The sequence below is a fragment of the Chryseobacterium sp. sg2396 genome (genome assembly GCF_042610505.1).
GTDB lineage: Bacteria > Bacteroidota > Bacteroidia > Flavobacteriales > Weeksellaceae > Chryseobacterium.
Map to the genome: position 1 here is coordinate 1 of NZ_JBHGAQ010000031.1, position 26945 is coordinate 26945.

Sequence of the window (26945 nt, forward strand, 5' to 3'; positions counted from 1 at the left end):
CCTGAAAAAATCAAAGAGTTGGAGAATGGGAGAGTTGAAGAGTGTGAGAATATGAGTGGAGAACAGAGGGAGGGGTTAGGTTTAGAAATGGAAAATGTTTAAAGGAAGAGTTTGAAGTGGAAAACTAAAGTTGAAAGAGATAGCTCTCTGTTGAAGCAGAAGAATATATTTTAATTAAACGTGAAAGATAGGAAGTCTGTTTTTACTTGAGAAGAAATGATTCAGTAAAGTCTAAACAGAATAAAATGATAACGCAACGATTTAGAAAAACCGTTTGATGAAAAACCTATATGTATAATAGCCAACGAGGCAGCCTACCGCATCTGCGACTAAATCCAGGGTTTCCATGGATCTGCCGAGACCCATTTCTTCCTGTAGGATTTCGGTAAGAAAGGCATAAATAAGGATGATCTGAAAAAAGTATAAAAATCTGATTTTGGGAAAGGCCGCGATGAAGCAAAAACCCAGGGCTGCAAATATGCTCAGGTGCAAAATCTTATCGATACCGCTGAACATGAACCAGTACTCGTAGTTTTCTTCCCCCGGTTTGAGGAGCATATAAGTAAGAAATGCCCAATAAATGGGCAATATCTTACTGAATATTTTTGAAATGTTATCCAACGATCTCCTGGTATTCTTCTGCAGAAAGTAATTCTGACTGATCCGCACCTTCAGCAACTTCCAATTTGATGATCCATCCGTTTCCATAAGGATCTGAATTCAACAGCTCCGGCTGATCTTCCAATTCCGAATTGAATTCGATCACTTTACCTGCAATCGGCAAGAATAAATCGGAAACCGTTTTTACAGCTTCTACACTTCCGAAAACGGCACCGCCTTCAAGTTCGTCATCCACGGTATCTACGTCTACATAAACGATATCGCCAAGCTCGCCCTGCGCGAAGTCTGTAATACCGATGGTAGCGACGTTACCTTCGATTCTGATCCATTCGTGATCTTTGGTGTACTTTAATTCTGATGGTGTGTTCATTTTTAATTTTTTATTTGTACAAATGTATTCAAAATTCCAGAAGCTTCAAATATCGTACAAAAAAAAGTCCTTCAAAATATGAAGGACTCTTAAAATTTATTTTCGTTCTAATTAGAAAGTTCCCGAATTCCCGAAGGTAAATGTTGCGGAAATACCTGCTCTGATCGTTGACAGCGGGAATGCTGTTGAAATCTTGTATTTGGAGGTCATTTGCTCGTAGAACACCCTCAGGTTAAGATTTTCAGAGACGTTGTAGTCTGCTGAAACTTTAATATTCAGTAATCTCTGCCCGCCGGTTACCTGAGAATCGTCCAGCAAAATATTGGTAATACTTGTCTTGCTGTCTCTGAGAGAAAAATCTCCCCTGATATTCAGATCGCTCCCTTTGGCCTTCCCTCTTCCGCCTACATTCGTCATTCCCAATCTGAAGTTTCTGATAATATATCCTACTCTTACCACATATTCGCTGTTTGAATCTTCGGTTAAAGTATGATTGACCAATCCTAATAATAAAGTACGCAATCGGTTGTACTGGATTCCGAACTGGATGTTATTCCTCATCGTCATGTCCACCCCAATCAGCGGTGAGAAGTTTTCTACGTAACCTACCTGAGCGAAAGTGAACGGATTGATGTAATCGTCATTAATATCTCTCTTCGTAGCATCATAGGCATTCAGGCTGTTGAAATAATCAATGCTTGACTGGATTCCCGTTGCTGTGTAAGTCGCCTGATAGGAATGCAAAAGGTCAAACTTCGAGAACTGCCCGTTGATGATCGGGATATTCCTCAATCCTGAATAAGTGATTTTCCAGTTCGGAATTGGAAGGCCAGCTTTTCTAGGATTTCCCATTGCCTTCGGCGTCTTGCCTTCTACCGCTGCCCTGAATGCAGGAATCAGGATATAAGCGTTTGAAATTCCATATCCGTCTTTAAATCCGTTTGGCTGTAGAGCACCCGGCATCTGTTGTGACAACAATTGTGCATTCTGCCTGATCGCCTGGTAAATTGCCGCTCCGTCTTTGAAGGCTGTTTTTAATAAAACGACCGAATTGGAATATGTCACAAAGTCATTAGCGAATGTATAATTCGGATTCGGAACTCCGGTCACCGGATCCCTGTAATTAAACCCGGTGTGGGTAAAGTTCCTATTGTAGTTATGCAAGGCACTGACATCAATCCTTAGGTCGTTCATCGGCATGATCTGCAGGTTGGCCCGGAGTTCTCTTGTTGACATGCGGACATAAGGATCTGTCATGTAATCGGAACCGCTTACCCATCCGTTCTCCATGACCGTTCTTCTGATGTCGGCCTGTGAACCTAAAAGGAATCCGATGGTAGGCCCCCCTAAGGTCTGTCCGTACCCATACCAGTTCGGTGCGGATAACAATCCCGGAAGCACGGTACCGTTGTTTTCGGAATAATTGATATCCAACTGCTTCATAGATGTCAATAAATACGCCATGCTCTGAAGCGGAGTCAGTCTGTTTTTAAATTTAAACTTTTTATAAGCATACCGGTTTTTCTCCCACTGCTGGGTGTATGCATTGTTCAATGAATCTATTTCCTGCTTGCGTTTCTGAAGTTTTGTAGAAATATTTTTAAAGTACTTAAACTGACCGAAGAACTTCGTAAAGTCCGCTGTTGCTGTTGCCTGGATGACATTGGTATTCTGACCGATTGATCCTAAGCTTCCATCCGGACTTGCCAGAAGCACGGTGGATCTTGCATTCCAGTTGTAGGTAAATCCATAACCTAATTCCGCATCAATAAAATCCAGATACGGAAGATACTGGAACGGCAGTTTGTAGTTCAACTGAACCCTGTGGTTATACAATACCGGTCTTCCCGCTCTGAATACATTTCCAAAGATCGCAGTGTTGTCCATGGTATTCACATCCACATTATCATTCAGCGTTCGGGTTGCAGAATTGATTTCGAGTTTCAAAGATTTGGTAAAATTAAATCCTAACCCATACTGCCAGCCGAAATAGAAGTTTCGGTTTCGGAGCGCACCAAAGTCGTCCCCGTAATTACCGTTTAAGATCGCATCAATATTTCTGAATTCAAGCTCATTGTAATTTCTGTCGATTTCGGTTCTGAAGGAGAATCTTGTCGGAATCGGATTAAAATTAAACTCTTTTGCCCATCTCAGGTACTTCGTTGATTTTGCCGTGTCGCTGATCATTTTATTGAACGGACGGATCACCCAAGGCTTAAAGGTATAGTTGTAATCGATGTACCCTCTCAGATACTGTCTGTAATTTCTCTTGGTATAAATATCCCTGAAATAATCGTCATTATAAACCGCCGTTACCGATACGTTTTCGATATCATAGAACTTCGGCTTTCGGTTCGGATTCATTCTTTCTTTGTGCATATTCACCACCCCGATACTCCTCTGCTGGGTATAGGTTCGTGCTACTTTTTTAAGCTGATCCTTGTTAGCCGCTTTCTTAAACTCAACATCGGTATCCAACGGATTATACTTCGGATCTTCGATGGTCTGGGAATAAGAGTAGTTTACCGGAATCTTCACCCCGCTTTTCGCCGGAAGGAATTTATCCACATTTACAGCCGTATTGATGCTGAAAGCCGACTGGGTCGATTGGGTTCTTTCTGCCGGCTTGGAATCAATGTTTCCAAAACCGACTGAGGTATAAGACGCACTGGTATTCACCGTAGCAAAATCACCCAGGTTAAAATTCAGGCTGGCGTTCCCGGCGTACCCTCCGTCGTTTTCAATTTCGGAGAGGCGGATTTCGTTTACCCATAAAACTCTATCAATTGCGGTAGCGTTTCCAGAACCTCTATCAAATCCGTTTCTAATACCAATTACAATTGTGGTAATATTCCCTAAACTAGGTCGTCCCTTGATGTAAAGACTTTTAAAGGTATTTCCAGGATCGAAAACCTCATCTTTTAGCCTTTTTATAATATCGGTAGGGTATTTTTTATCTCTTCTGATTTTGGCATCCACGAAGTCCTGGATATTCAGATCTACATCATTTTCCATCGGCCAGATTTCCATCGGAGCAGTTGCATTTGTCGGAGTAATCTTTAATGAAGATTCATATTCATAATAGTTGTCCGTTGCATCACTACCGAAACGGATGAAGAATTTAGTTTTCTGATCAATTTGCCCAATATTCGGATCTGTACTTTTTGGATCTGTATGAGTATGTACAAAAAGTTTTAGCTTTTTATATCTTCTCATATCTAAAGAAGTATTCTTAAATACACCTCTTGCCTCAGAAGGAGGAAGAGAAGTAGCTTTTAAATATAATGAAGCTTCATTTTGTCTTTGGGCACCTGCATTTCCGCTTAATACCTGTCGGTCAATTCCCGGAGGCAATACATAAGGTGGCTGGTTTAAAGCATTCTCTTCAATATTTACACTTCCGACTTCAAAATCATTATTAGTAACTGATATCGATCCTTCATCTATTGTACCTGTTCCTGTAGTCGCAAGATTTTTAGGGTATTTTCTCCAGTCCGAGCGTACAAGATCCATGGTTCCGAATCTTAACGTAGAGGTCTGGTCGAAACCTTTTAATAATAATCTGGCAAAACGTACATTGTTCAGAATGGAAGCATCATGATCTCCTGCCGTTGTTACATACTGTGAAACCGGGATCCTGAATAAATACCATTTTACCTGCGAAGTCTGCCCGTTCTGGAAAGTAGCCTGAACGGTTTTCACATCAACGATATTGTTCTGTCCTAAAGCAAGGCTTCCCTGGTCTAAATTCACTTCGTACTGGTTATAGCTTTCAGTCTGATCCAGGTTATAATCTTTATTGATGTCTTCCGCATCCGGAGTTTGGGAAGCTACTTCCAGTGAATTGCTCTGGGAGTTTCCTTCCGGTCCTCTGAAATATTTGTATCGCTGAACAAGAGACGAAGCCTGGTTACCGGTAAATTTATCGGACATATAGAATACGAAATCATCTACCGCCGGGTCATTGATATTGGTTACCGGGTTTACGAATGTATTTCCGAATAATGCAGATTCCTGGTCTGAGCTTAAACCGTCATACCCTAAATCCTGCGCCGTTCTGTCGGCTCCTTCGCTTGAGAACGCGTATAAAATCGGCGGTTGTTTTGGCTGTGTTCCCCAGTTGGAAGTCGTGGTTACAGAAGGTGCGGAAGGCGTCGGCAATCCGTTTTCGTACTGCATCTGTCCGTCTTTCAGTACATCCTCGGAAACATTACCCAACTGTAACAACATTTTCGGTGCGGTTCCTAATGTGTTTCCATCGGCATATGGATCCATCATCCAGAATTCTACGTATTCGATATTGGAATTGACGAAGTTGGAGACGGTAATCGGTCTCATGATCCCTGCCCATCGTTGCGCTGTCGCTTCTGATGCCGGGTTTGAGTTGTACGGTCCTTTTTCCGCCGGATAGTAAGAGATATCGAATGTATTGGTAAAGGTCTGTTCACCCGCTACGAAATCCCTATTATTAAAGATCTCGGAAAACTGTACCCTTCTGGACGCGTGGTTGGAAACCGACTGCGGTGTAATCCCGTTCGGTGCCTTTCCGCCTACACCCCAGAATCGAGGATCGATGTTGTACCATGACAACAAACCTCTTCCATATCCTTCTGTTCTATCGTTATTTTTACCGGCTCCAAAAAACAGAGGATCTCCCTGGTTCTTCTCCGGCTTTGAAGCTAAGCTCCATGCCGTCGGTTCTTTCAGGGTAATTTTAGAAGTGGTCTGTTCAAAATCATCGATATAGGATTGGTCGTTGATCCCTTTGTTTAATCCCGGAAGCAGGTAAGCTGTTTCCATCTTGAAGTTTAAGTTCGAAGGCGCTTCTGTATTGACCAACGGAATTTTATCAGTTAACCTCGTCAGGAACGGCAGCTGATTGTTGTACATCAGGTTGATTCCCGCCATGGTATTGTTTACGGCTTCCTGACCGTAATTTACCTTCTGGGTAAGCGGCGATTCGGAATAGTTGACTACCGTTCCGCCCAAAATAAAGTTCTCGTTGAATCTTCTTTCTAAGTTTAATCCTAAAAACCTCTTACGTTGGGTGTTAAATGTCAACTGGTTTTCCAGGGAAATATTGATGGCCTGACCGGACTGTTTCACCTGTTCGTTGATGATCGTCACGGTTCCCAGCATATAGTCTACCGTATAGTCGATCCCTTCGGTCAGCTGAACCCCGTTAGCTGAAACTTTTACGGATCCCTGCGGAACGTTTACGGCGCCTAAAGAAATCCCCTGCCCCTGCGTTCCTTTATAACGGCCTTCAATGGTGTACCGCTGGGCCAGATTGCTTGAAGTAGCCACCTGCTTCTGCTGGGCGTAAAGATCCGAGAATACATACTGCGGATCATTGGTTCCCAAAACATTCTGGATATAACTTCCGAACGGCTGTACCTTGGTAAAGATCACCCTTCCGGTTTCCGGACGGATGGTGATTCCGTTGACAAAATCGAAAATCCCGTCTCCGGTGGTTCCTCCGTTCTGCTGTAAATCGCCATTGGCATTTAGTCGGTCCCAGTTGAGCAACTTGATCAGAGGAACATTATTTACCTGCGGGTTATTGGCCACCGGAAGATAATTTACCTTACCTCCGGACTGCGGATCCCTGTATAAAACATTCAGGATAAATCCGTCACGGTTGACCTGTCCCGCATCCAGCGAATAGATGTTCTTCATCATCAGGTCCCACATCGGAGAAGAGGTCTTCACCGTAGTGTTCGGCTTTAATAATTTAGCGACCAGCACTGTGCTTTCTTCAGAGAATTCCCCTACTTTGTACACCTGGTTGCTGCCGTTTACGGTATAAGAGAACGACACCGCCAAAAGCTGGTTGTCATTTAGTTTCTGATTCAAGGAAATGTACCCCAATTGCGGCTGCAGGATATATTCATTGGTATTTAATCTTCTTGCTTTTTTATTAAAGATAAACTGTTCCCCATCCTGGTATGTATCGGTTCCGCCTGTTCCGCCGAACGCTACCGGAAGGGTTGCTCCCTTAATCGCATTATAAGTGGTACTGGCATCCCGTAATCCGGGTAAAGCATTCACTGCGGAATATAAACCGAATCCCGGCTGGTCGTTATTAGGCAGCGATCCGGGGGCGTCCCCCAAATCCCTTATTCCGACAATACTTTTCTGGTACTGCAAATTGCTGTTTCCCTGGTCCAGTACCCACACCTCCATTCTGGTGATGCTGATCTTCGAATTGATCTGGGGATAATTTAACAAAGCATTGTCATAGCTGTTCAGGAAATAGTGGCCTAAGAAATAGTGCTGGTTGTCTTCGTAATCAATGGCATTCAGCTTAAAGGTATTCATCACCCCGCCACCCTGTACGGTGATGTTTCTGGCTTCCCCCTGCTGTTGCGAAAGGACAACGGTCCCGTAGGTTTTTCCCAACTGGAATTCGGTTTTCACCCCGAATAAAGACTGGGATCCCCGAATCAGACTGGTTGACAGCGGCATATTTACGTTACCGAATTCTACTCTTTTAATGATTTTATCCTCTCCTCCGGCATTCGGCTTATCCACATCATTCAGTCCTTTCTGCTGAAGGTCTTTCCAGCTTCCTTTGGCCTGCCAGACGAGATTCATCCTGTTTTCAAAGGCGAAACCGCTCTGGGTATCGTAATTGGCTTTCAACTGAAGGTTTTCCCCCACTTTCCCCAGTAACCCCAGCTGAATTCTCTGATCAATATCAAAGGTAAAACTGGTCCTGTTCTGAGGCAGGATCAGCGGGTTGTCGATTTTCTGGTATAATCCTGCAAAGTCAAATGATGCATATCCTGACGGGATAATTTCGATCTTGTTGCTGCCGAAAATGGTTTCAAAGAGGCGGTTGTTGATCCGCAGGGAAGGAATCAAGCCTTTTCTTGCCGCATCACTTTTATCTTTCCGGAACATTAAGCTGTACCGGTCGGATTTTTCTTTGTAATAGGCTTTGGTCTGCGCCGCCATCATGAACTCCTTATAATCTTCGGGAGACATGGCTGTGGGTGGTCCGGTTATTGTATTTCCTACTTTGGGATACACAAAATACATCCCGGTTTTTATATCGTAATAGGCTTCATACTGCGTAGGATCCGCCAGTTCGTAATCTTTTTTAATGATTGCCGTGTCCTGTACCTGTGCTGCGGGACGCCTCTGCGCAAAAGAACTCACCGAGACCAGCAAGAACGAAAGGAACAGGAATATGTTGAGGTATTTATAATTTGCCACCAAATGTTAAATGTTTTTTAAGATTTGTTTTACCAACGCTTCGACCGAAATGTCAGAATCTTGTTTAATGATTCTGTCTGCCAGCTTCTCACTCATCCGTTTCGGAATGCCCAAAACTTCTAATGCAGATAACGATTCTTCCTTCACTTTATTATTTGCGATGGTAGAAATGTTTTCTTCCGGATTGCTGAATTTCTGCACTTTATCCTTAAGATCCACAATGATTCTTTCGGCGGTTTTTGCCCCGATTCCTTTGGCTTTCTGAATAAGCGCACTGTTCTTTGAAAGGATAGCCGATGCGATCTCCTCCAGGCTTAATGTGGAAAGTAAAATAAGGGCCGAAACAGCACCTACTCCGTTAACACTTATTAACAGATTGAACATTTCTTTTTCCGAACGGGTTTTAAACCCGAACAAAAGATGTGCATCTTCCCGGATAATCTGCTGAATATAAAGTACGGTTTCTTTGTTTACAGTAAGGGTCTGTGAGGTCATCAGGCTGATCCCTACATAGTAACCAACACCCTGAACGTTGATCACTGCGTAAGCAGGCGTAAGTTCCTGAACAATGCCTTGTAGTGAAAATATCATTATTAATTTTTATAGCACCCCAAATATAGCAAATTAAACTAACTATTGTTTTCATTTCATGGGTGAATGATTTTTAACTGAATTTTTAAATAGAAATTTAATGATGCGGCATAAAAAGGAAAAACTTCGAAATTGGTTCTCAAGATATGAATAACATTATATAGCATTTAAGAGTTAATGATTAGGAACTTTTTATGTAGCTCGTATTTGGTAAAAGTACAGCCTAAGTTAAAATACAAAAGACTCCGCTATGGAGTCTTTTGTCGTATTATCAAATTAAAATAAAAAAATTATTTCTTATCTTTCTTTTCCCTTCTCTGTGCATCCAGAACGGCTATCGTCGCCAGGTTGACGATTTCGTCTACACTGGAACGCATCTGTAAAACGTGTACCGGCTGCTTTAATCCCATCAGGATCGGGCCGATGACCTGTGCGGTCTTCATGCCGCGGATGATCTTGTAGGAAAGGTTGGCACTTTCAAGGTTCGGGAAGATGAAGGTATTTGCAGGCGTGGTCCCCAGTTTTGAGAAGGGATAATCGCTCAGATGGTCTGCATTCATGGCGAAATCCGGCTGGATTTCCCCGTCCACGATCATTTTCGGATATTTCTCATGCAGGATGCTTACGGCTTTTGCCACTTTTTTTGAAGTCTCAGAAATAGCCGCGAAGTTTTCAAATCCAAGCATCGCAATTCTCGGTTCGATCGCAAAAGATTTTACGGTAAATTCCGCCATTTTAGCAATGTTTACCAGGTCTTCGGAAGTAGGATTCTGGTTGATGGACGTATCGGCGAAGAAGATCGGCTTCTTTTCAGAGAGGATCATCATCATGGCCGCTATTTTATCCACACCTTTGTCTTTTTCAATAATTTCCAAAACCGGTCTTAGTGTAGAAACATAGTTTTTGGAAAACCCGATGATCAGCCCGTCCGTATCGCCGTGTTTCAGCATCAAAGGCCCGAAGTAATCCCTCTGGCGAACGAATCTTTTAGCCTTATATTCATTCATCCCTTTTCGCTGGCGAAGTTTCCAAAGGGTCTCTCTGTACTTTTTACGGTTTTCTTTCTGGTCGTCGTCACTCGGATCTATAATCGGAACATCAATATTGATTCCGAAACGTTCCATCTGTTCTCTGACGTATTTTTTATTTCCTAACAGGCTTGGGTAAGCGATTCCTTCTTCATATAAAATCTGGGCGGCTTTCAGCACGTTGTATTCTTCGGCATTTCCTAAAGTAATTCTTTTCGGATTGGCTTTGGCGCGGTTCTGCATCATCCTTACCAGCTTTTCATCCCTTCCCATTCTGTCGAGCAGGCTGTTTTCGTATTCTTCGAAATCGGTAATGGTTTTTCTGGCAATTCCGCTTTCGATTGCTGCTTTGGCTACGGCACTCGAAACTTTGGTGATCAGCCTGTTGTCAAAAGGTTTCGGAATAAAATATTCCCTTCCGAACTGTAGGTTCTGAACATTATACGCTAAAATTACAGCTTCGGGAACCGGTTCTTTCGCCAGATCGGCAATGGCATGAACGGCGGCCAGCTTCATGGCTTCGTTAATTCCTCTTGCCTGAACATCCAGTGCTCCACGGAAAATATACGGGAAACCAAGAACGTTGTTCACCTGGTTCGGATAGTCGCTTCTTCCTGTGGCCATGATGACATCTTTACGGGTTTCCAGGGCTACATTATAGGCAATTTCCGGATCCGGATTCGCCAGTGCGAAAACAATCGGGTTTTCTTTCATGCTTAATAGCATTTCCGGTGTCATCACGTTTCCTTTAGACAGCCCTACGAAAACATCGGAACCTTTTACCGCATCTTCCAGGGTATCGATATCGGTTTCTACGATGAAATCCAGTTTTTCAGGGGTAAGGTTTTCCCTTTTATGGTTGATCACGCCTTTGCTGTCGCACATCAGGACGTTTTCTCTTTTTAGTCCTAGAGAAATATAAAGATTGGTACAGGCAATCGCCGCAGCTCCCGCTCCGTTAACCACCATTTTTACCTCTTCGATCTTCTTATCAGCAATTTTCAGGGAATTGATCAAGGCTGCCGCTGAAATGATGGCCGTTCCGTGCTGATCGTCGTGCATCAAAGGGATATCCAGCTCTTCCTTCAGCCTTTGTTCGATGTAGAAAGCTTCAGGCGCCTTAATATCTTCCAGATTAATTCCTCCAAAAGTTGGGGCAATTCCTTTTACAATATCGATAAATTTATCAGGATCTTTTTCGTTGATTTCGATATCAAAAACGTTGATATCGGCAAAAATTTTGAACAAAAGACCTTTCCCTTCCATCACGGGCTTGGAAGCTTCCGCCCCGATATCGCCCAACCCAAGAACTGCCGTCCCATTGGAAATAACAGCTACCAGATTGCCTTTTCCGGTGTAGTCGTACACGGTTTCAGGCTTCTCGTGAATTTCCATACAAGGAACTGCAACCCCCGGAGAATAAGCCAGTGACAAATCTCTCTGAGATGAGTGCGGTTTTGAAGGGATCACTTCGATCTTACCTTTAGGCTCGGCTTTGTGGTAATCTAGCGCGGCCTGATTAAAGTTTTTTTCGTCGCGGTGGGTTTTGTTTGACATATAATGAATTTTGTTGTTTAATTATAATATATACTGAATATGGTAATCGACCAGGCTCTCGATAGGCTTCTGAACGATCTGCCCTACTTCAAGGTTAAGCTCTGCCGCTGCAGAACGTACAATGTCTTCGTAATAATAGGCGATGGAGCCTATAAAATTAACCTCAGCATCATTCGATTCTTTGTAAGGAAGGACCTGGTAATCGAAGAAGTTGAGCATCTCTTCAAAAACCATTTTCTGAAAATACGGATGGTCTTTCCTTTCCACCACGAATTTGTTGAAATCGGCCAAAAAAGCATTCGGGCGGGTGGTATGGTACATGTTTTTCAAAGTCTCCTCTACCGTCAGGTTATACGTTTTTTCAAACTCGGCTGAAAGCTCTTCGGGAAGCTTCTGCATAAAGAATCTGCGCACCAGCTGTTTCCCGATGGCACTTCCGCTTCCTTCGTCCCCGACAAGAAATCCCAATGAAGGCAGCTGGATCCTAATATTTTCCCCGTCGAAATAACATGAGTTGGAACCGGTACCCAAAATGCAGACAATGGCCGGTCTTCCTCTGTAAGCAGCATACGCTGCTGCGGTAAGGTCTTCCTTTACAATGATTTCCGCCTGGGTAAATACACGGCCCAGCTCTTCGATAATGGTGTCGCAGTTTTGCTGGACGCCACACCCGGAGCCATAGAAATAGATTTTCTTAATGGAGTTTTTAACGGTTGCAAGACTGGTATTGCTCTGGATTTCCGGAACAATGAGTTCTCTGCTGATAAAATTCGGGTTGAAACCAATGGTTTCCGTTTTCAGGAAGACTTTTTTAAAATCATCCAGAATGACCCAATCCGATTTCGTAGAACCACTATCCACAATAGCAACCATATTTTACATTTTAGTTTAAAGATGCTAAATTATGAATTTATCTTATACGATGACGGATTATGAACATGACATATGTACTGTTTATTAAAGTCCGTGATCTGTTTTTATAAAGGCTAAATATTATGTATCGCGCTGAGTTTCTATTGTTTTTCAAAGCTTATTTAAACTGCTGGTATATTCTGTTCATGAGGTTTTTTACCAGCCTGCCATTCTGATGGTTGGACAGGACTACCATCCCGATCTGATTCTTTACGGAGTATCTGATCAATGAAGAATTTCCGAAGGTATCTCCGTCTTTCTCCAGGAAATCACTACCCATTTCCCAACCCAGGCCGAGCTTCCGTTTGCTGTCTTCGTAATAGGTCTTTTCCGTCACCGTTCTTGCAGCGGCAAAGTCTTTATTAAAAAGGTAAGCTTTTATATACCTCATCAGATCTACGGCATTTGAGGTCAGGCCACCGGCAGGATTCACTTTGTTCAGTACCATCGGCTGCTGGGGAACGCCCTGTTGGTTGTACAGCCCAGCCCGGTTCTGAGTTTTCAAAGTATTAAATGAAGTGGAATTCATTTTCAGCGGTTTCAGGATCTGTTTTTCAATCAGGCTTTCATAAGGTATTTTTAATTTTCTTTCCAGGATATTCCCTAAAAGCGAGAACGCATAGTTGTTATACTGATACTGACGGTAACCGGATAAAGAATCGGTTTCTTTCAATACCTTAAAAAGATAGTTTTCATCCACAAACCTGAACGGATTGGACGGATCTTGTTGGATAAGGTCTGAAAAATAGGTATCGCCGCTCAGGTTGGGCAACCCGGATTGATGCGTGGCCAGATCGGTGAGCAAGACTTTCTTTCTTACCTCACAGTTCAGCATAATTGTGGAAGGCAGATAGGAATCGATAAAGTCGAAAGCTCCCATATTCCCTTTTGCTATTTCCTGAGCCAATAATAAAGAAGTAAACGTTTTGGTTGCGGAGCCGATTTCAAACACTGTCAGGCTGTCCATTTTTGCTTTTGATTCTTTGCTGCGTGTCCCATACGCATAGTATTCCGTTTTTGAACCTTTGGAAATTCCGATCACCAAACCGACTTCAGGAAACGCTTTCAGTTCTTCCTCCACAATTTTGTCGATGGCACTCCGGTTCCTCTGCCCCGAACAGAAGATGGCAAAAAAAGAGAAAAGGAGCAATAACAGGTTTTTGTTCATGAGAAGTTTACCGGGATAAGTAGGGATATTTTGGGGATTGTTACAGGATGATTTAAATACATTTATATGATCTAAAAGTATTTCATAATTTTATTTAAAGCTTATATCTTCAAATAAAATAGAACCAAAACTTGATCTTGGTTCTATTTTAATCATTCATTCAGAAATTTATTATTGCTTTATCTCTGATTTGGTATCGTTAAACTGAACCAGCCAGTCTTCGATCTCTTCTTCCAGGTAAGAGGTCTGGAGGATCATGGCGTTGATAAAATCGTCGGGTACGGGCTCACCGGTGGAGTTTTCGAGATTCCAGAGCTCGTTGGACATGTTTTCGTATTCGGAATAGACCCGTTTAAAGCGTGTATTTTCTCTTTCCAAAGCTTCGATATTCTGTTGCTGAAGCTGGAATTTTCTGTATTTGTTTTGACGTTTCATACAAATATTATTAAATGGGGGCGTTAAAGTTTTTAGGTGGTATGATTACAATCACATTACAAGATAGGAAAAACCATCAACATAAACAGTTGAAAATGAATTTATTATCAGGTTTGACTAGCATTATTTCGAAAACTAAATTTAGAAATAATTTTGAATCAAAAAAAATATTTAACATCTTTTTTTAAGTGTTTAACATATAGTTATACATTTGCATATCATAAAAATCGGATGAGAGATTTAATACTACGTCAGAAACAGGTTTTGTTCTTCATCATTGCGGGAGGGCTCAGCGCCGTTGTGGAAATCGGGAGCTTCAAGTTTTTCAGTACTTCGCTGCCCCACTTTTTTCCGCGGGAAATCAACTTCCACGGGATCCACTATCCGTTGAGTAATATTTTCTCGACAAGCTGCGGAATCATCAGCAATTATTTTCTGAGCATCTGGTTTGTATTTGAAAGAGGAAAGCACTCGAAGAGAAAAGAATTTGCCTATTTTATGCTGGTATCTTTTATTTCCACTTTATTAAGCCTCACTATTTTCCAGATTTTTTACAGTTTTATATTTAAGGATAACATAAACCTTATTATTTATACGCTGAGCCCGGAGATGATCAGCAAGATCGCAGCAATTCTTTTGGTGTCGATCCTGAATTATTCGGTCAAGAAAAAAGTAATCTTTAACGGATAAGCAGTGACAAAGATTTTAAATTACCTCTGGAGAGGATGGATGATGATTCTGGCATTTGTCTGTACGATTCTATTCGGGATTCCCGTTTACATTTTGTCATTTAATAAAAAACATTATAGATACGCCTATATATTTATACGCTGCTGGAGTTACTGTATGTTTTACGGAATGGGATTGCGCTACGAGCTTATAAAACTTTCCCAACAGAAATTAGATAAAAATCAACAGTACGTTTTTATTTCCAACCACACTTCGATCATGGATATTATGCTGATGTGCATTCTGTGCGATCATCCTATCTGTTTTGTCGGAAAAATGGAGCTGGTAAAAATTCCGATTTTCGGGACTATCTATAAAAGGATATGTGTGATGGTTGATCGAAAGAGCGCCCGGAGCCGCGCCGATGTCTACAGAAGGTGTGCCGAAAAGATGGAGGAAGGAAACAGCATCGTTATTTTCCCTGAGGGCGGTGTGCCGGATGATATTTCCATTATTCTGGATGAATTTAAAGATGGTGCTTTTACCCTTTCCTCAAAACACAATTCCCCGATTGTCATCTTTACGTTTATCGGATTAAAGGAAATGTTCCCTTTTGATAAAGGTAAAGGATACCCCGGTAAAGCCAGAGTTTATTTCAATGGGATTCTTCCTCCTTCAGGATCACCAAAAGACCTCAAATTGTCTTCATTTGAGACAATAAAAAAAACATTGCTTCAACACTATAATTAATAGAAATAATATATATTTGTTTTCAGAAATTTTCAACAAATATGTCAAATTATTCTAAACAAACCAATTGGGGGCAATTTGTTCCGTTGGTGACTGTGTTTTTCTTCTGGGGATTTATTGCCGCAAGTAACGATATCCTGATTCCCGTTTTCCAGAAAGCTTTTAATTTATCCCAAACCGAAAGTATGCTTGTGCAGATATGCTTCTATGTAGCATACACGGTGGGTTCTTTAATTTATATGCTCATTTCTGCCGGATTAAAGCAGGATCTCGTTAATAAAATAGGATACAAGAACGGGCTTATCGTAGGCCTTTTGATTTCTGCAGCGGGAACATTACTATTCTATCCGGCGGCCAACCTCCATTCTTTTGTGTTGATGATTTCAGGACTTTTCATTGTAGGACTCGGGTTTTCGCTCCAGCAGATCGTGGCCAATCCACTTGCGATTGAAGTAGGACCCTCCGAAACAGGATCCCAACGATTGACAATGGCAGGGGGAATCAATAACTTAGGAACGACGATCGGTCCGCTAATCGTTTCTTTTGCGATTTTCGGATCGGCAGCCGCCGCAACGAATGATGTAAGTGTTGAAAGTGTGAAAGTTCCTTACCTTATTTTGGGCGTAGCGTTTGTGTTGGTGGCCATTATGCTGAAATTCTCTTCGCTTCCGGCTGTAACCCCAACCAATACTGAAAATACGGATGACGCTGTAAAAGGGGAACACCGCAAATCCGCTTTGGCCTATCCGCAGCTCGTGATGGGAATGATTGCGATTTTTGTTTATGTAGGGGTGGAAGTTTCTACGGCCAGCAACCTTCCCGCTTATATGGAAAAAAACTTAGGTTTTGAAACCAAAGATGTTGCTCCTTACATTTCTTTATACTGGGCTTCTCTAATGATAGGCCGTTGGACAGGCGCCGTTGAAGCTTTCGATATCAGCGCAGGATTCAAAAAGGTATTGAGATTCCTGGCACCTTACCTGGCTTTCGGTGTCTTCTTACTGGTGAACGCGATTGCGAAGCATGACCTTTCGCATTTCTATGTTTACGGACTGATTATTATCGCCATGATTATCTGTGATATTTTAAGCAAAGGAAATCCGGCAAGGATGCTTCTGATTTTCTCGGTAGCAGGTATTGCTTCTTTATTAATAGGAATGTTTACAGACGGGATGGTTTCCGTATATGCTTTCACAAGTGTAGGTTTATTCTGCTCTACTCTTTGGCCATGTATTTTTGCCCTGGCGATCAACGGACTTGGGAAACATACCAACCAAGGGTCCGGCTTACTGATCATGATGATTATGGGAGGTGGGATTGTGAGCCTGATTCAGGGATATATTGCCGACCTTACCAACATTCACTTCAGTTATATTGTAGGAGTCATCTGTTTTGCTTATCTTGCTTTCTACGCCATCAGAGTAAGCGGAATCCTGAGAGCTCAGGGAATTGATCTAGACAAAATCACAAAAGGCAGTGGTCACTAATAAAACAAAAATAATACATAAGAAAAGATATTGGGCGGGTATATTACTTGCCCAATTTCTTTTGTTTTACGCTTTTTCAAAATCTACCGTGGTGATTTCTTTTTTTGAGCGTTTTTTTGAATTTCAGAAGAAAATCCATCAGTCGGTTTTTGCCTGGACCCCCTTCTCCATCGGAGATCTTCTCTATCTTCTGACAGGAATTTTTCTGCTTTACTATTCTATGATCTTGTTTAAAAAGAACAAAAGGCATTCTTCCCTTCTTTCAATTTTAATTGGGATTAATATTTTTTACTTCCTGTACCAGGTATTCTGGGGCATGCTGTATTTTCAGGTTCCGATAATCAAAAAGCTGGCTACCCAAGAAGAACCTACCATCGAAAAAGCAAAAATACTTGCTCAGGAATACCTTGAAAAATGTAAAAAGACAAGAAAGCTGGTAAAAGAAGACAGGAACGGAATTTTTATCATCACGGATCTGCAAGCCCTGCAGAGAGAAATTCTATTGCAACAGACCAGGCTTCCCAAAAACATTTCCGGTAAAAAAGTTCCTGAAATCAACTCTTTTAAACCCAGCCTTTTTAAAAAAGTGATGAACTTTACGGGTATTCTGGGATATTATAATCCCTTCACGGCCGAAGCACAATATAATTCACAGCTTCCCAATACCTATATTCCTTTTACTTCTGCTCATGAAAGCTCACACCAGCTCGGTTTTGCACGGGAGCAGGAAGCTAATTTCATAGGATACCTGATCGGAATTGATTCTAAAAATCCTGAGCTGCGTTACAGCACCGAATATTTCACTTTGAAAAGCCTGCTGAATTTCATTGTGGAAAATGATCCGGAATTTGTAAAATTAATGTTGAGCAATTATTCGCTTCCGATGAAGAGAGACCGGGCGTATGAAAAAGCTTTCGTATTAAAACACCAGGGTTTGCTGGATGATTTTTTCGGATTTACCAACAATCTTTTTCTGAAGAGCAATCAGCAGGAAGGATCGGTGACCTATTCATATTTTATAGACCTTTTATTAAACTATAAAACAGCTTAAAAATAAAAGAATCGTATCAGGCGATACGATTCTAAAAACACAAATGATGAAAAAAAATTTATTACCTTGACTTGTTCCCTCATTCAAGGCTTTGTAAAAGTACAATATATTTTAGAATAAAAAAAAAAATTAATCTGTTTTTTTCAACTTTATGAAAACTTTAAGAATTTGTAAACTTTTTATTATGTTAATAAAGTTATTCCATTTCATGCGAAAAACCTATATCATTGATAAAAAGATGATTGAGCATAAATATGATTAAAAAAACACCATTAAATCAAACAATCGTTTAATATAAATAAATCCTTAGTATTTCCCATTAAAATGATAAAAACCTATTATTTAATATTTCAGACCTGATTCTAACATTTAGCTCAAAAGATATTTTTATAATAAACAGCGTCTGTATCCAAACGCTGTTTATTTGTTTTTAAATATTTCCAATTCCTTTTTTAAAGATTCATTTTCATGTTTTAAAATGGCAATGTAATCATGTAAATTTTCCAGTATTGAATTGGGAAGATTAAAATGTTGACTGTAGTTTCCGGAATTGTCATCAGATGTCAGTGTTTCATTATAAACAACTTTAATATTCTCTCTTTCTTTAATATCATCAACAGAAACATTCAACACGTTGGCCAGCTTTATCCATTCTTCATCGTGAATTTTCGATTTTCCGTTTTCTTTACGGGAATAACTTGAAATATCGGTTGATAATATTTCTGCCATTTCTTTCTGGCTCATCCCTTTTTCCTTTCTGAGGCTTTTTAATTTTTTGCGTATCATTTTTTGTGCTTTTAAGCAAATGTATAAAACCGAATGCAAATTTTGCAAGAAAATTGCAAAAAATTCGCAAATTTTATCCATTCTATGTGAGATAATTTTTCATAGTTTTGAAATCTCAATATTGATAAAGCGCTTTAATCTCCAATTTATATTTGCGCAGGTATAAATTGTAAACTGATCAGTAAAGCCCATGCCAGGGATTGTATGGCAAAACGTATTATCAATTAAAAAATGAACAAATGAAAAATTTGAAAAAACTTTCGAGACAAGACTTGAAAGAGGTGTTTGGAGGAAGAAGAGCGTGTGCTCACTTTATACAAGGAAATGATGGGGAATGGGTCAGAAGAGATGGAGAATGCGGTACGACTGTGGAATGGCACCAGGTGGGTGATACATCCGTACCTGTTAAAAGCAGTTATTGTGATACAGGCTTAGGACATGTCAATGTTACATCTAATGGTGAACAATCAAGATGCTAAGTTAAATTTTCACCTTTTATATGAAGTTTGCCATATTATGGCAAACTTCTTTTAGATAAACATTATGAATTATAAATTATTATTATCCTTAATTACTGCTTTCTTTATTCTATCTTGTAGCAATAATAAATATAAAACAATACTATCCGGAAATATTCCTAATTTACCAGATGGCAAATTGTATTTATACAAGGACAAATATAATGATCGCATTGATAGCGTAGAAACCAAAAACGGAAAATTTAAAATAGTATATATCCGGAAAACTGCTGAGCCACAATATTTAGGAGTCGAGCACGTAGATCATGATGGGACTAAAAGATCATTTTCATTTCCTACAAATGCAAAATATAGAGGATCAGGTTGTCAGTCACAATATTTTTTTTCTGATTCTTTGATTTTAATTAATGGTAATCTAACAGAGTTTAAGCCAAAGAACTTAATTTTAGGATCGAAATATAAAATCGTCACAAGTCCAAGGATTTCTGCAGGGATACAGACAAAAGCTTTATATAATATAAATTGTGATTTATTTGATAATATTAATACAAAAAGTATTCTCATAGTAGATCAGAAAATTAAAGAATATCCATATTCTTATCATCTACTGTATAATATCGATGAAAATAAAAACAGCTTCTCTCCACAGCAGATTGAAGAATTTTTAAAGCTTTTTAAAGGAGATATTACGGAAAGCGAGTCTTTTAAAAAACTCTCTTCCTATAATAAGAAAAGATTTAGTGAAAAGAATTCGACGCTGCCTGTACTTGAAGACGCTAACGGCAAAAAATCGACTGTTCTCAATCCCAAATATAAAAAACATCTGGTTGTATTCTGGGCAAGCTGGTGTGGTCCATGCAGACAGGAAATTCCTCTTCTAAAAAAAGTATATGATAATAGAGATCCCGAACTGGAATTTATTTCAATTTCAATTGACGAAAATAAAAACGCATGGCAAAAGGCAATGAATGATGAAAAAATGGACTGGAAACAACTCATTATTAACGAAAAGAATCCTGATTATGAAAAAGTCCAAATGCGTTTCAGACTTAATGGAGCAATTCCCTATACCGTACTTATAGACAATAATTTTGAAATTATAAGATCCAGTGTCGGGCTTTCTTCAGAAAAAGATCTGTTGGATTTGATGAGGAATAATTAAATTATGTAATTCTGTATTTAAAAACTACACTGAAACACTCCAGAGGCAATATCATCATCATAAATCACGTTAAAATGAAAAAAGTATTTGTTTTGTTCAAACATCTGCTTATTTTAGAGGAAAAATATTAATATGCTATTGGATAAACTCATCAACTATTTAAAACTTGACAAACAGGAATTTCTTTTCCAATTCAATTCTCATCCCAACTACCCTTCTGCATTAGCCTTCAGCGATACCCTTAATTTTATGGGAGTGAGAAATGATGCGTATGAACTGGATAAGGAATATTGGGATGAACTTCCGGAAGAATTTATCGCTATTGTGGATAATTCTTTCTCGTTAGTGAAGAAAAACGGCAATCAGTATTCGATATATTCAGATAAAACAAAGATTTTAAATAAAGATGAGCTTCACAAAAAGTCCACAGATTTTGTTCTGCTTTTTGAAAGAGATAAAGTAGAGAATAAAACAGTAACAAGTTATAAACCTCTGATTTATGCTGTTTTTGCTGTTATTTTAATCTATTCTCTTGTAAGCCAGGCCTGGTATGAGGCGGTATTTAATGTCCTTTCACTGGCAGGCGTATATATTTCCCTGGAAATTTTTAATCAGAAGTTCGGGAATACTTCTACTGTAATCGGAAGTATCTGCGGAGATACAGCGGGAAATCAGAATGTAAATTCGTGTAATAAAATCATCAACCAGGATAAAACAAGTATTTTAGGTCTAAAGTTTTCAGATTTTTCATTGATTTATTTTATCGGGTTAACTGTACTTGGCCTATTCTTACCCGCCACATCATTTGTTATTAAAGGATTCACCTTCGCTTCACTTATTGCTATAGGTTATTCATTGTATGTACAGGGCTTTGTAGAAAAAACATTTTGCCGTGTATGCCTGCTGATAATTTCCATACTGATTGCCCAATTATTTGTAGGAGCCTTTTTATTTGAAAATACGGCATTTGATATAAAAACCATTTTATTAGGCCTAATCTTATGGATCAGTATACTTTCAGTGGTTCTTTATCTCAACAATACACTTCTGGATAAAGAAACTTTACAGAAATCAAATGCTAAAAATTTGAGATTTAAAAGAAATTATGATCTGTTCAAAAGAGAGTTGCTGGAAACAGAAAAAGTGACTTTCAGCAATAATGAAACATTCTTTGTCGGTAATAAAGATGCTAAACTCCACCTGTCCATTGTTTCCAATCCTTACTGCGGCTTCTGTAAAGATGCGCATAAAATCATAGAAAACCTTTTAAGCAAGTATCCTGATGACATCTCTGTGCAGATGAGGTTTAATTACACTCCTGATCCGCAAAATGAAAAGTTTACCAATCTCATGTCTGATTTCATGTATACCTATAAAAATAAACCGATACAGGAATTCCTGCATCTTATAGAATATTGGTTTGAAAACAAGGATGAAAATAAAATAAGACAAAAGAGCAGAATGCCTTCCAGTAATGAGGATCTTACCGCTCTTGTCGAGATGTCTGCTGAAAACAGAAATGCCGGACTAAATTTTACGCCGATTATTTTAATCAACGGTTACCAATTTCCTGATAAATATGACCGTGAAGACATTTACTATTTTATCGACGAATTAACGGAGGATGAAGAAATTTAGCACTAAATAATTTTTGATCTATAATATTCACTATATTAGGACAAATTTAAAGCGGAATCCGAAAAGCTTAACAGAGTAGGAAAATTAAAAATTAATTACAATGAAAAACTTAAAGAAAATCCGGAGAGAGGATCTGAGAATGATTCAGGGTGGATATGGCCCACCCGTAAGTGACGGTATGGGAGGATGGTACTGCCCAAACCGTAATGAAATGATGTGTCTGGTAGGATGTAATGTCATGTGCATGAGCGGAACTCAATGCAAACCATCAGACTGCTGGGACCCGATCTATGGCTAACCAAAAAAACCTATTAATATGAAAAATTTAAAAAAACTTGACAGAAACCAATTAAAAATGGTAACAGGAGGGATTGCCTGCAGAACAGGTGATGATTATTGCCCTGGAACTTCAATATGCTGTAGAAACGGAGGAAGATTCGACGGATTATGCAGAAGTATTGATCAATGTCCATTTTAATCCTAAAAACAGATCAAATTAAAACAATTTAAAACTATGAAAAATTTAAAAAAAATTTCCAGAGAGAATTTAAAATCTATTAAAGGAGGCTTCAGAGTTTGCCCAGAAGATGGAGATTGTGGACCAGGATGGTGTTGTGCACCGGGTGGTTGCAGACTGATTTCAGGTGCTAGCCCAGAAACGTATCTATGTTTTCCGCCAAAAAATGATTTTTAACAAAATGAAAAGTATTATGAAAAACCTAAAAAAGTTATCACGAGGAAATTTAAAATCTGTAAAAGGAGGAATTTCCATTGAGTGTATACAAAGGCAAGAAGCAGCCATTGCTTGTTATACTACACTTTCAGCATGTCAGGCTGATCCGAATTCATCCAATTCTGATGTAACCCTATCTGGTTGCGAAAGAGTCTGCAACAAATACTGCTACTTTTAAGCTAAAAGATTTGAAATAAAAATAGTTGCCGTCAAACCGGCGGCAACTTATTTATAAATAAAAAAATAATCATTGAAATCCTTTCCTTTCTACCGCCAGCCGGATTCTAAAGACTGTGGTCCTACATGCCTCCGTATCGTAAGCAAACATTACGGAAAAAGCATTTCCCTACAACAAATTCGTAACCTTTCAGAAACTACCCGGGAAGGCAGCAGCCTGCTCGGATTAAGTGATGCTGCAGAGGATTTGGGATTCCGTTCTTTAGGCGTTCAGATCAACTTTGAATCTCTTGCAGAAGAAGTTCCCTTTCCCTGCATTGTTCACTGGAACAAAAACCACTTTGTCGTTGTTTATAAAATCGATAAAAACAATAAAGTCTATGTTTCTGATCCGGGGTATGGCTTGATAACCTACAATAGAGAAGAGTTTATAAAACTCTGGATCGGCGAGAATGCCAATGAAAAAACAGAAGAGGGGATTGTTTTGATTTTAGAAACCACCCCAGCCTTTTTCCAGACCGAATTCGATGATCAGGAAAGCAAAGCCAGCTTTTCGTTTCTTTCCAAATATCTATTAAAATATAAATCACTTGTCATACAACTTGCGGTTGGACTTCTGGCGGGAAGTTTACTTTCCCTCATTTTTCCCTTTCTTACCCAAAGCATTGTCGACGTTGGAATCCAGAACCAGGATCTTAATTTTATTTATCTCGTTCTTTTAGCACAAATTATGCTTTTTATGGGTAGAATGGGAATCGAAATTATTCGCAGCTGGATCTTGCTTCACCTTTCTGCAAGAATTAATATTTCCATCATATCAGATTTTTTCATCAAATTAATGAAGCTTCCGATCAGTTTCTTTGATACGAGAATGACAGGAGATATCATGCAGCGGATCAACGACCATCACAGAATCGAGCAGCTTTTAACGAGTTCCTCACTGAACACCCTGTTTTCACTGGTCAATCTGATTATTTTCAGTATCGTGCTTTTATTCTACGATTACAGGCTGTTCATTGTTTATCTTATCGGAGCGGCTGCTTATATCGGATGGATCAGCTTTTTTTTAGGCCGAAGAAAAGAACTGGATTACAAAAGATTTTCCCAGGTTTCCCAGGAACAGAGTAAGGTCATTGAACTTATCAACGGGATGCAGGAAATCAAAATGCACAATGCTGAAAAGCAAAAAAGATGGGACTGGGAGTTTTTACAGGTTAAACTTTTTAAAATAAGAATAAAATCTCTTTCCCTTGAACAATGGCAATCGGTAGGCGGAAACTTCATCAATCAGATGAAGGATATTCTGGTAAGCTTTTTATCTGCCAAGCTAGTGTTAGAAGGAAATCTGACCTTAGGGATGATGCTTTCCGTTCAATATATTATCGGGCAATTGAACAGCCCTTTGCTTCAGCTGATTGATTTCATTAAGCAGACCCAGGATGCCAAAATTTCTTTGGAAAGATTGGGGGAAATTCATGATAAAGAAGATGAAGAAAATAAAGACGAACAATATAGCCACGAACTGCCCGGAAAGGACATTGAAATCGAAAATCTTTCCTTCAGATATACCGGTTCGGATGTTCCTGTTTTTGAAAATTTAAGTTTAACCATTCCTTATCAAAAAACGACTGCAATCGTTGGTGCCAGTGGAAGCGGTAAAACGACTTTATTAAAATTACTGATGAAATTTTATGAACCTTCTGAAGGAGAAATCCGTATTGGAAATACCAAGCTTAAAAATATTTCCCCGCGATTCTGGAGAGATCATTGTGGTGTCGTGATGCAGGAAGGATATGTATTTAATGATACCATAGCCAACAATATTGCTGTGGGTGAAGACTACGTCGATAAAAATAAATTAAGAAGAGCTGTAGAAATCGCAAACATTAAAGATTTCATCGAAGAACTACCATTAAGCTATAATACCAAAATCGGGAATGAAGGCGTTGGGGTAAGTGGCGGCCAGAAGCAGCGGTTATTTATTGCCCGGGCAGTTTACAAATCTCCTGAATATATTCTATTTGATGAGGCTACATCAGCACTGGATGCCAACAATGAGAAAGTAATTATGGAAAATCTGGAACAGTTCTTCAAAGGAAAAACAGCTATTGTAATTGCACACAGACTTTCTACGGTAAAGCATGCAGACAAAATCATTGTTTTAGACAAAGGAAGATTGGTGGAAGAAGGAAGCCATAGTGAGCTTGTCGCCCTGAAAGGTGAATATTACCGACTGGTAAAGAATCAGCTGGAACTTGGAAATTAAATACATGTAAGAACAGGCGAAATGCGAAAAGCTAAGAGAGAGTAGGAATCAATCAACAAATTAATTATTATGAAAAATTTAAAAAAATTATCAAGAGAGAATCTAAAGTCATTGAATGGAGGAGGTATCGGTACTTGCGGAGCTTACTTTCCAACAGAACCACCGCTTCCCGGAGAACCTTTTGATTGCGGATGCAGCAATCTTTACTGGTGCGAAAAAAGAAGTGCATGTGTTCACAAGAATATGTATTCCCCAAAAGTCTGCAATGATGGCCTTTAATGATGAATAGATTTTGATTTGATCTAATGTATGAAACAGCAATCTTCAATTCTTTAAAGATTGCTTATATTTAAAATATGGAAAAAGACGTTTTAGACAATATTGAACTCCGCTCCGAAAGCGTTCAGGATATTCTAACCCAACCGCCCCATTGGATGATCCGCTGGGGAAATACCATTATATTTTTAATTCTGGTGCTTATTTTAATAATGAGCTATGTTATCCGGTATCCTGAATTTATTCCTGCACCGATTGTTGTAACTTCTCAGAATCCGCCGGAAAAATTGGAAACCAGAACGAATGCCAAAATTGAAAAAATATTTATCAAAGAGCATCAGCAGGTCAGAAAAGATCAGGTATTGATGGTCCTGCAATCGACAGCAAACTATGAAGATGTGTTAAAGCTTAAAAAGATCGTGGATTCATTAGCTCCGGATCAGTTGCTGTCATTTCCCTTAAAGGAAGTTTCACATTTTAAACTTGGTGAACTGCAGAGTGATTACAACAGCTTTGCTAAAGCATTTCAAGATGAAACGTTATTTACTAGGCTGCAGCCTTATGCTCCGGAAAATTTAGCGGCAAATCAAAGTCTCTCTGAATACCGGTTACGAATCGCTACAACCAAACAGCAAAAAAAACTGGAACAGGCGAAATATGAACTTACAAGAAAAAGTTATCAGCGTTCACAGGAATTGTTTAATCAAGGAGTGATTTCTTCGATGGAACTTGAAAATGAAAAAATAAAATTCTTACAGTCCCAGCAGAATCTGGAGAATATCAATATCTCTCTTTCACAAATGGAAGAAGGAATTTCCAATATCAATAAAACAAAAAGCGGAACGGCGATCAATACCGAAAAAGATAAAATTACCTATTCCTCCCAAACCCTGCAGCTGTTTGAGCAATTGAGAAAGTCTCTGAAACAATGGGAACAAAATTATCTGATAATTTCAAACACGAATGGAATTGCCAGTTTCCAGCAGTTTTTTGGGGAAAACCAATTTATTAAGGCAGGAGAAATTATTTTGTCTATTCTTCCTGAAAATAAGGAGCAATTGGTAGGAAGAATGGCTGTTCCGGCCACTAATTCCGGTAAAATTGTTTCAGGTGAAAAAGTACTCATTAAATTGGATAATTATCGTTATCAGGAATACGGTATTGTAGAAGGAAAAGTTCAGAATATCTCCCTTTCTCCTGATAAAGACGGAAACTATTATGTTGATGTTCTTCTCCCAAAAGGATTAAAAACCAGTTATAATAAAACATTAATCTTTGACAAAGAACTCAAAGGAAGTGCCGAAATTGTAACAGAAGATCTACGGTTAATTGAAAGATTCTTTTACCAAATGCGAAAATTGTTGGGATATCAAAGTTAATATCCACTCTTTATAAAACCTGGAAGATATTCTTTCAGGTTTATTTTTGTCTAAAAAATACATTATGTATGGGAGTTTGACTTTGATAGAAGTATCTGATCAGCCCATCAAGGTTTTACACAAATTAATATGTCGCAGATATCCACATAAATTTCAGAAGTAATATTCAGGAGCTTTATCCCGCTATCC

The 26945-nt window shown here is 39.4% G+C and carries 22 protein-coding genes; 13 read left to right on the plus strand and 9 right to left on the minus strand.

Going from position 1 to position 26945, the window contains the following annotated elements:
* Positions 1-261 precede the first annotated feature (261 nt).
* The 8 genes from ACED20_RS20285 to ACED20_RS20320 all read right to left on the minus strand — a co-directional run bounded on the left by ACED20_RS20285 (position 262) and on the right by ACED20_RS20320 (position 13903).
* Positions 262-669, minus strand: a complete 408-nt coding sequence (locus tag ACED20_RS20285) for a VanZ family protein (RefSeq protein WP_378106554.1) — start codon at positions 667-669, stop codon at positions 262-264.
* The gene (gene gcvH / locus ACED20_RS20290; RefSeq protein ID WP_294201510.1) at positions 614-991 is read right to left on the minus strand and encodes a glycine cleavage system protein GcvH; all 378 of its coding nucleotides are present in this window, start codon (positions 989-991) and stop codon (positions 614-616) included. Before gcvH ends, ACED20_RS20285 begins: the two co-directional genes overlap by 56 nt.
* A 111-nt stretch (positions 992-1102) precedes the next feature.
* Positions 1103-8212 (minus strand): cell surface protein SprA, encoded by a 7110-nt coding sequence (sprA, locus tag ACED20_RS20295; RefSeq protein ID WP_378106555.1) that lies wholly within the window; start codon positions 8210-8212, stop codon positions 1103-1105.
* A gap of 6 nt (positions 8213-8218) precedes the next feature.
* Positions 8219-8803, minus strand: coding sequence for a Holliday junction branch migration protein RuvA (ruvA, locus tag ACED20_RS20300; RefSeq protein WP_294197533.1), 585 nt, complete (start codon positions 8801-8803; stop codon positions 8219-8221).
* A 290-nt stretch (positions 8804-9093) separates the two neighbouring features.
* Positions 9094-11388, minus strand: coding sequence for an NADP-dependent malic enzyme (locus tag ACED20_RS20305; RefSeq protein ID WP_294224901.1), 2295 nt, complete (start codon positions 11386-11388; stop codon positions 9094-9096).
* 21 nt (positions 11389-11409) lie between these two features.
* Positions 11410-12261 carry a BadF/BadG/BcrA/BcrD ATPase family protein gene (locus ACED20_RS20310; protein WP_294237962.1) on the minus strand — a complete coding sequence of 284 codons (852 nt, stop codon included), beginning with the start codon at positions 12259-12261 and terminating at the stop codon, positions 11410-11412.
* Between the two features lie 157 nt (positions 12262-12418).
* On the minus strand, positions 12419-13468 hold the full coding sequence (locus ACED20_RS20315) for a serine hydrolase (RefSeq protein WP_345767187.1): 1050 nt from the start codon (positions 13466-13468) through the stop codon (positions 12419-12421).
* Between the two features lie 171 nt (positions 13469-13639).
* Positions 13640-13903, minus strand: a complete 264-nt coding sequence (locus ACED20_RS20320; protein WP_294237967.1) for a hypothetical protein — start codon at positions 13901-13903, stop codon at positions 13640-13642.
* A gap of 231 nt (positions 13904-14134) precedes the next feature.
* Here ACED20_RS20320 and ACED20_RS20325 point away from each other — a divergent pair, with 231 nt between their 5' ends.
* From ACED20_RS20325 to ACED20_RS20340, 4 genes are all read left to right on the plus strand, one after another.
* The gene (locus tag ACED20_RS20325; protein WP_378106558.1) at positions 14135-14593 is read left to right on the plus strand and encodes a GtrA family protein; all 459 of its coding nucleotides are present in this window, start codon (positions 14135-14137) and stop codon (positions 14591-14593) included.
* Between the two features lie 3 nt (positions 14594-14596).
* Positions 14597-15322: a 1-acyl-sn-glycerol-3-phosphate acyltransferase gene (locus tag ACED20_RS20330; RefSeq protein ID WP_294199188.1), complete on the plus strand. Its 726-nt coding sequence runs from the start codon at positions 14597-14599 to the stop codon at positions 15320-15322.
* Positions 15323-15363: 41 nt separating this feature from the next.
* Positions 15364-16809, plus strand: a complete 1446-nt coding sequence (locus ACED20_RS20335) for a sugar MFS transporter (RefSeq protein WP_345767186.1) — start codon at positions 15364-15366, stop codon at positions 16807-16809.
* Positions 16810-16900: 91 nt separating this feature from the next.
* Positions 16901-17860 carry a DUF3810 domain-containing protein gene (locus tag ACED20_RS20340; protein ID WP_378106561.1) on the plus strand — a complete coding sequence of 320 codons (960 nt, stop codon included), beginning with the start codon at positions 16901-16903 and terminating at the stop codon, positions 17858-17860.
* A 420-nt stretch (positions 17861-18280) separates the two neighbouring features.
* Here the strand turns inward: ACED20_RS20340 and ACED20_RS20345 are convergent, their stop codons facing one another.
* Positions 18281-18727: a helix-turn-helix transcriptional regulator gene (locus ACED20_RS20345; protein WP_294237978.1), complete on the minus strand. Its 447-nt coding sequence runs from the start codon at positions 18725-18727 to the stop codon at positions 18281-18283.
* Between the two features lie 158 nt (positions 18728-18885).
* Here ACED20_RS20345 and ACED20_RS20350 point away from each other — a divergent pair, with 158 nt between their 5' ends.
* From ACED20_RS20350 to ACED20_RS20390, 9 genes are all read left to right on the plus strand, one after another.
* Positions 18886-19125: a hypothetical protein gene (locus tag ACED20_RS20350; protein ID WP_378106563.1), complete on the plus strand. Its 240-nt coding sequence runs from the start codon at positions 18886-18888 to the stop codon at positions 19123-19125.
* A 64-nt stretch (positions 19126-19189) separates the two neighbouring features.
* Positions 19190-20287: a TlpA disulfide reductase family protein gene (locus tag ACED20_RS20355; protein WP_294231752.1), complete on the plus strand. Its 1098-nt coding sequence runs from the start codon at positions 19190-19192 to the stop codon at positions 20285-20287.
* Positions 20288-20419: 132 nt separating this feature from the next.
* On the plus strand, positions 20420-21925 hold the full coding sequence (locus tag ACED20_RS20360; RefSeq protein ID WP_378106565.1) for a thioredoxin domain-containing protein: 1506 nt from the start codon (positions 20420-20422) through the stop codon (positions 21923-21925).
* A 100-nt stretch (positions 21926-22025) separates the two neighbouring features.
* The gene (locus tag ACED20_RS20365) at positions 22026-22223 is read left to right on the plus strand and encodes a hypothetical protein (protein ID WP_294198432.1); all 198 of its coding nucleotides are present in this window, start codon (positions 22026-22028) and stop codon (positions 22221-22223) included.
* A 73-nt stretch (positions 22224-22296) separates the two neighbouring features.
* Entirely contained in the window at positions 22297-22425 is a 129-nt protein-coding gene (locus ACED20_RS20370) for a hypothetical protein (RefSeq protein WP_294315244.1), read from the plus strand.
* Between the two features lie 14 nt (positions 22426-22439).
* A complete protein-coding gene (locus ACED20_RS20375) occupies positions 22440-22619 on the plus strand; it encodes a hypothetical protein (protein WP_294198436.1) in 180 nt (59 codons plus the stop codon).
* 289 nt (positions 22620-22908) lie between these two features.
* Positions 22909-25101, plus strand: coding sequence for a peptidase domain-containing ABC transporter (locus tag ACED20_RS20380; protein ID WP_294198437.1), 2193 nt, complete (start codon positions 22909-22911; stop codon positions 25099-25101).
* Between the two features lie 115 nt (positions 25102-25216).
* Positions 25217-25390, plus strand: a complete 174-nt coding sequence (locus ACED20_RS20385) for a hypothetical protein (RefSeq protein WP_294198439.1) — start codon at positions 25217-25219, stop codon at positions 25388-25390.
* Positions 25391-25457: 67 nt separating this feature from the next.
* Positions 25458-26756, plus strand: a complete 1299-nt coding sequence (locus ACED20_RS20390; RefSeq protein ID WP_378106569.1) for an HlyD family secretion protein — start codon at positions 25458-25460, stop codon at positions 26754-26756.
* Positions 26757-26945: the final 189 nt, after the last annotated feature.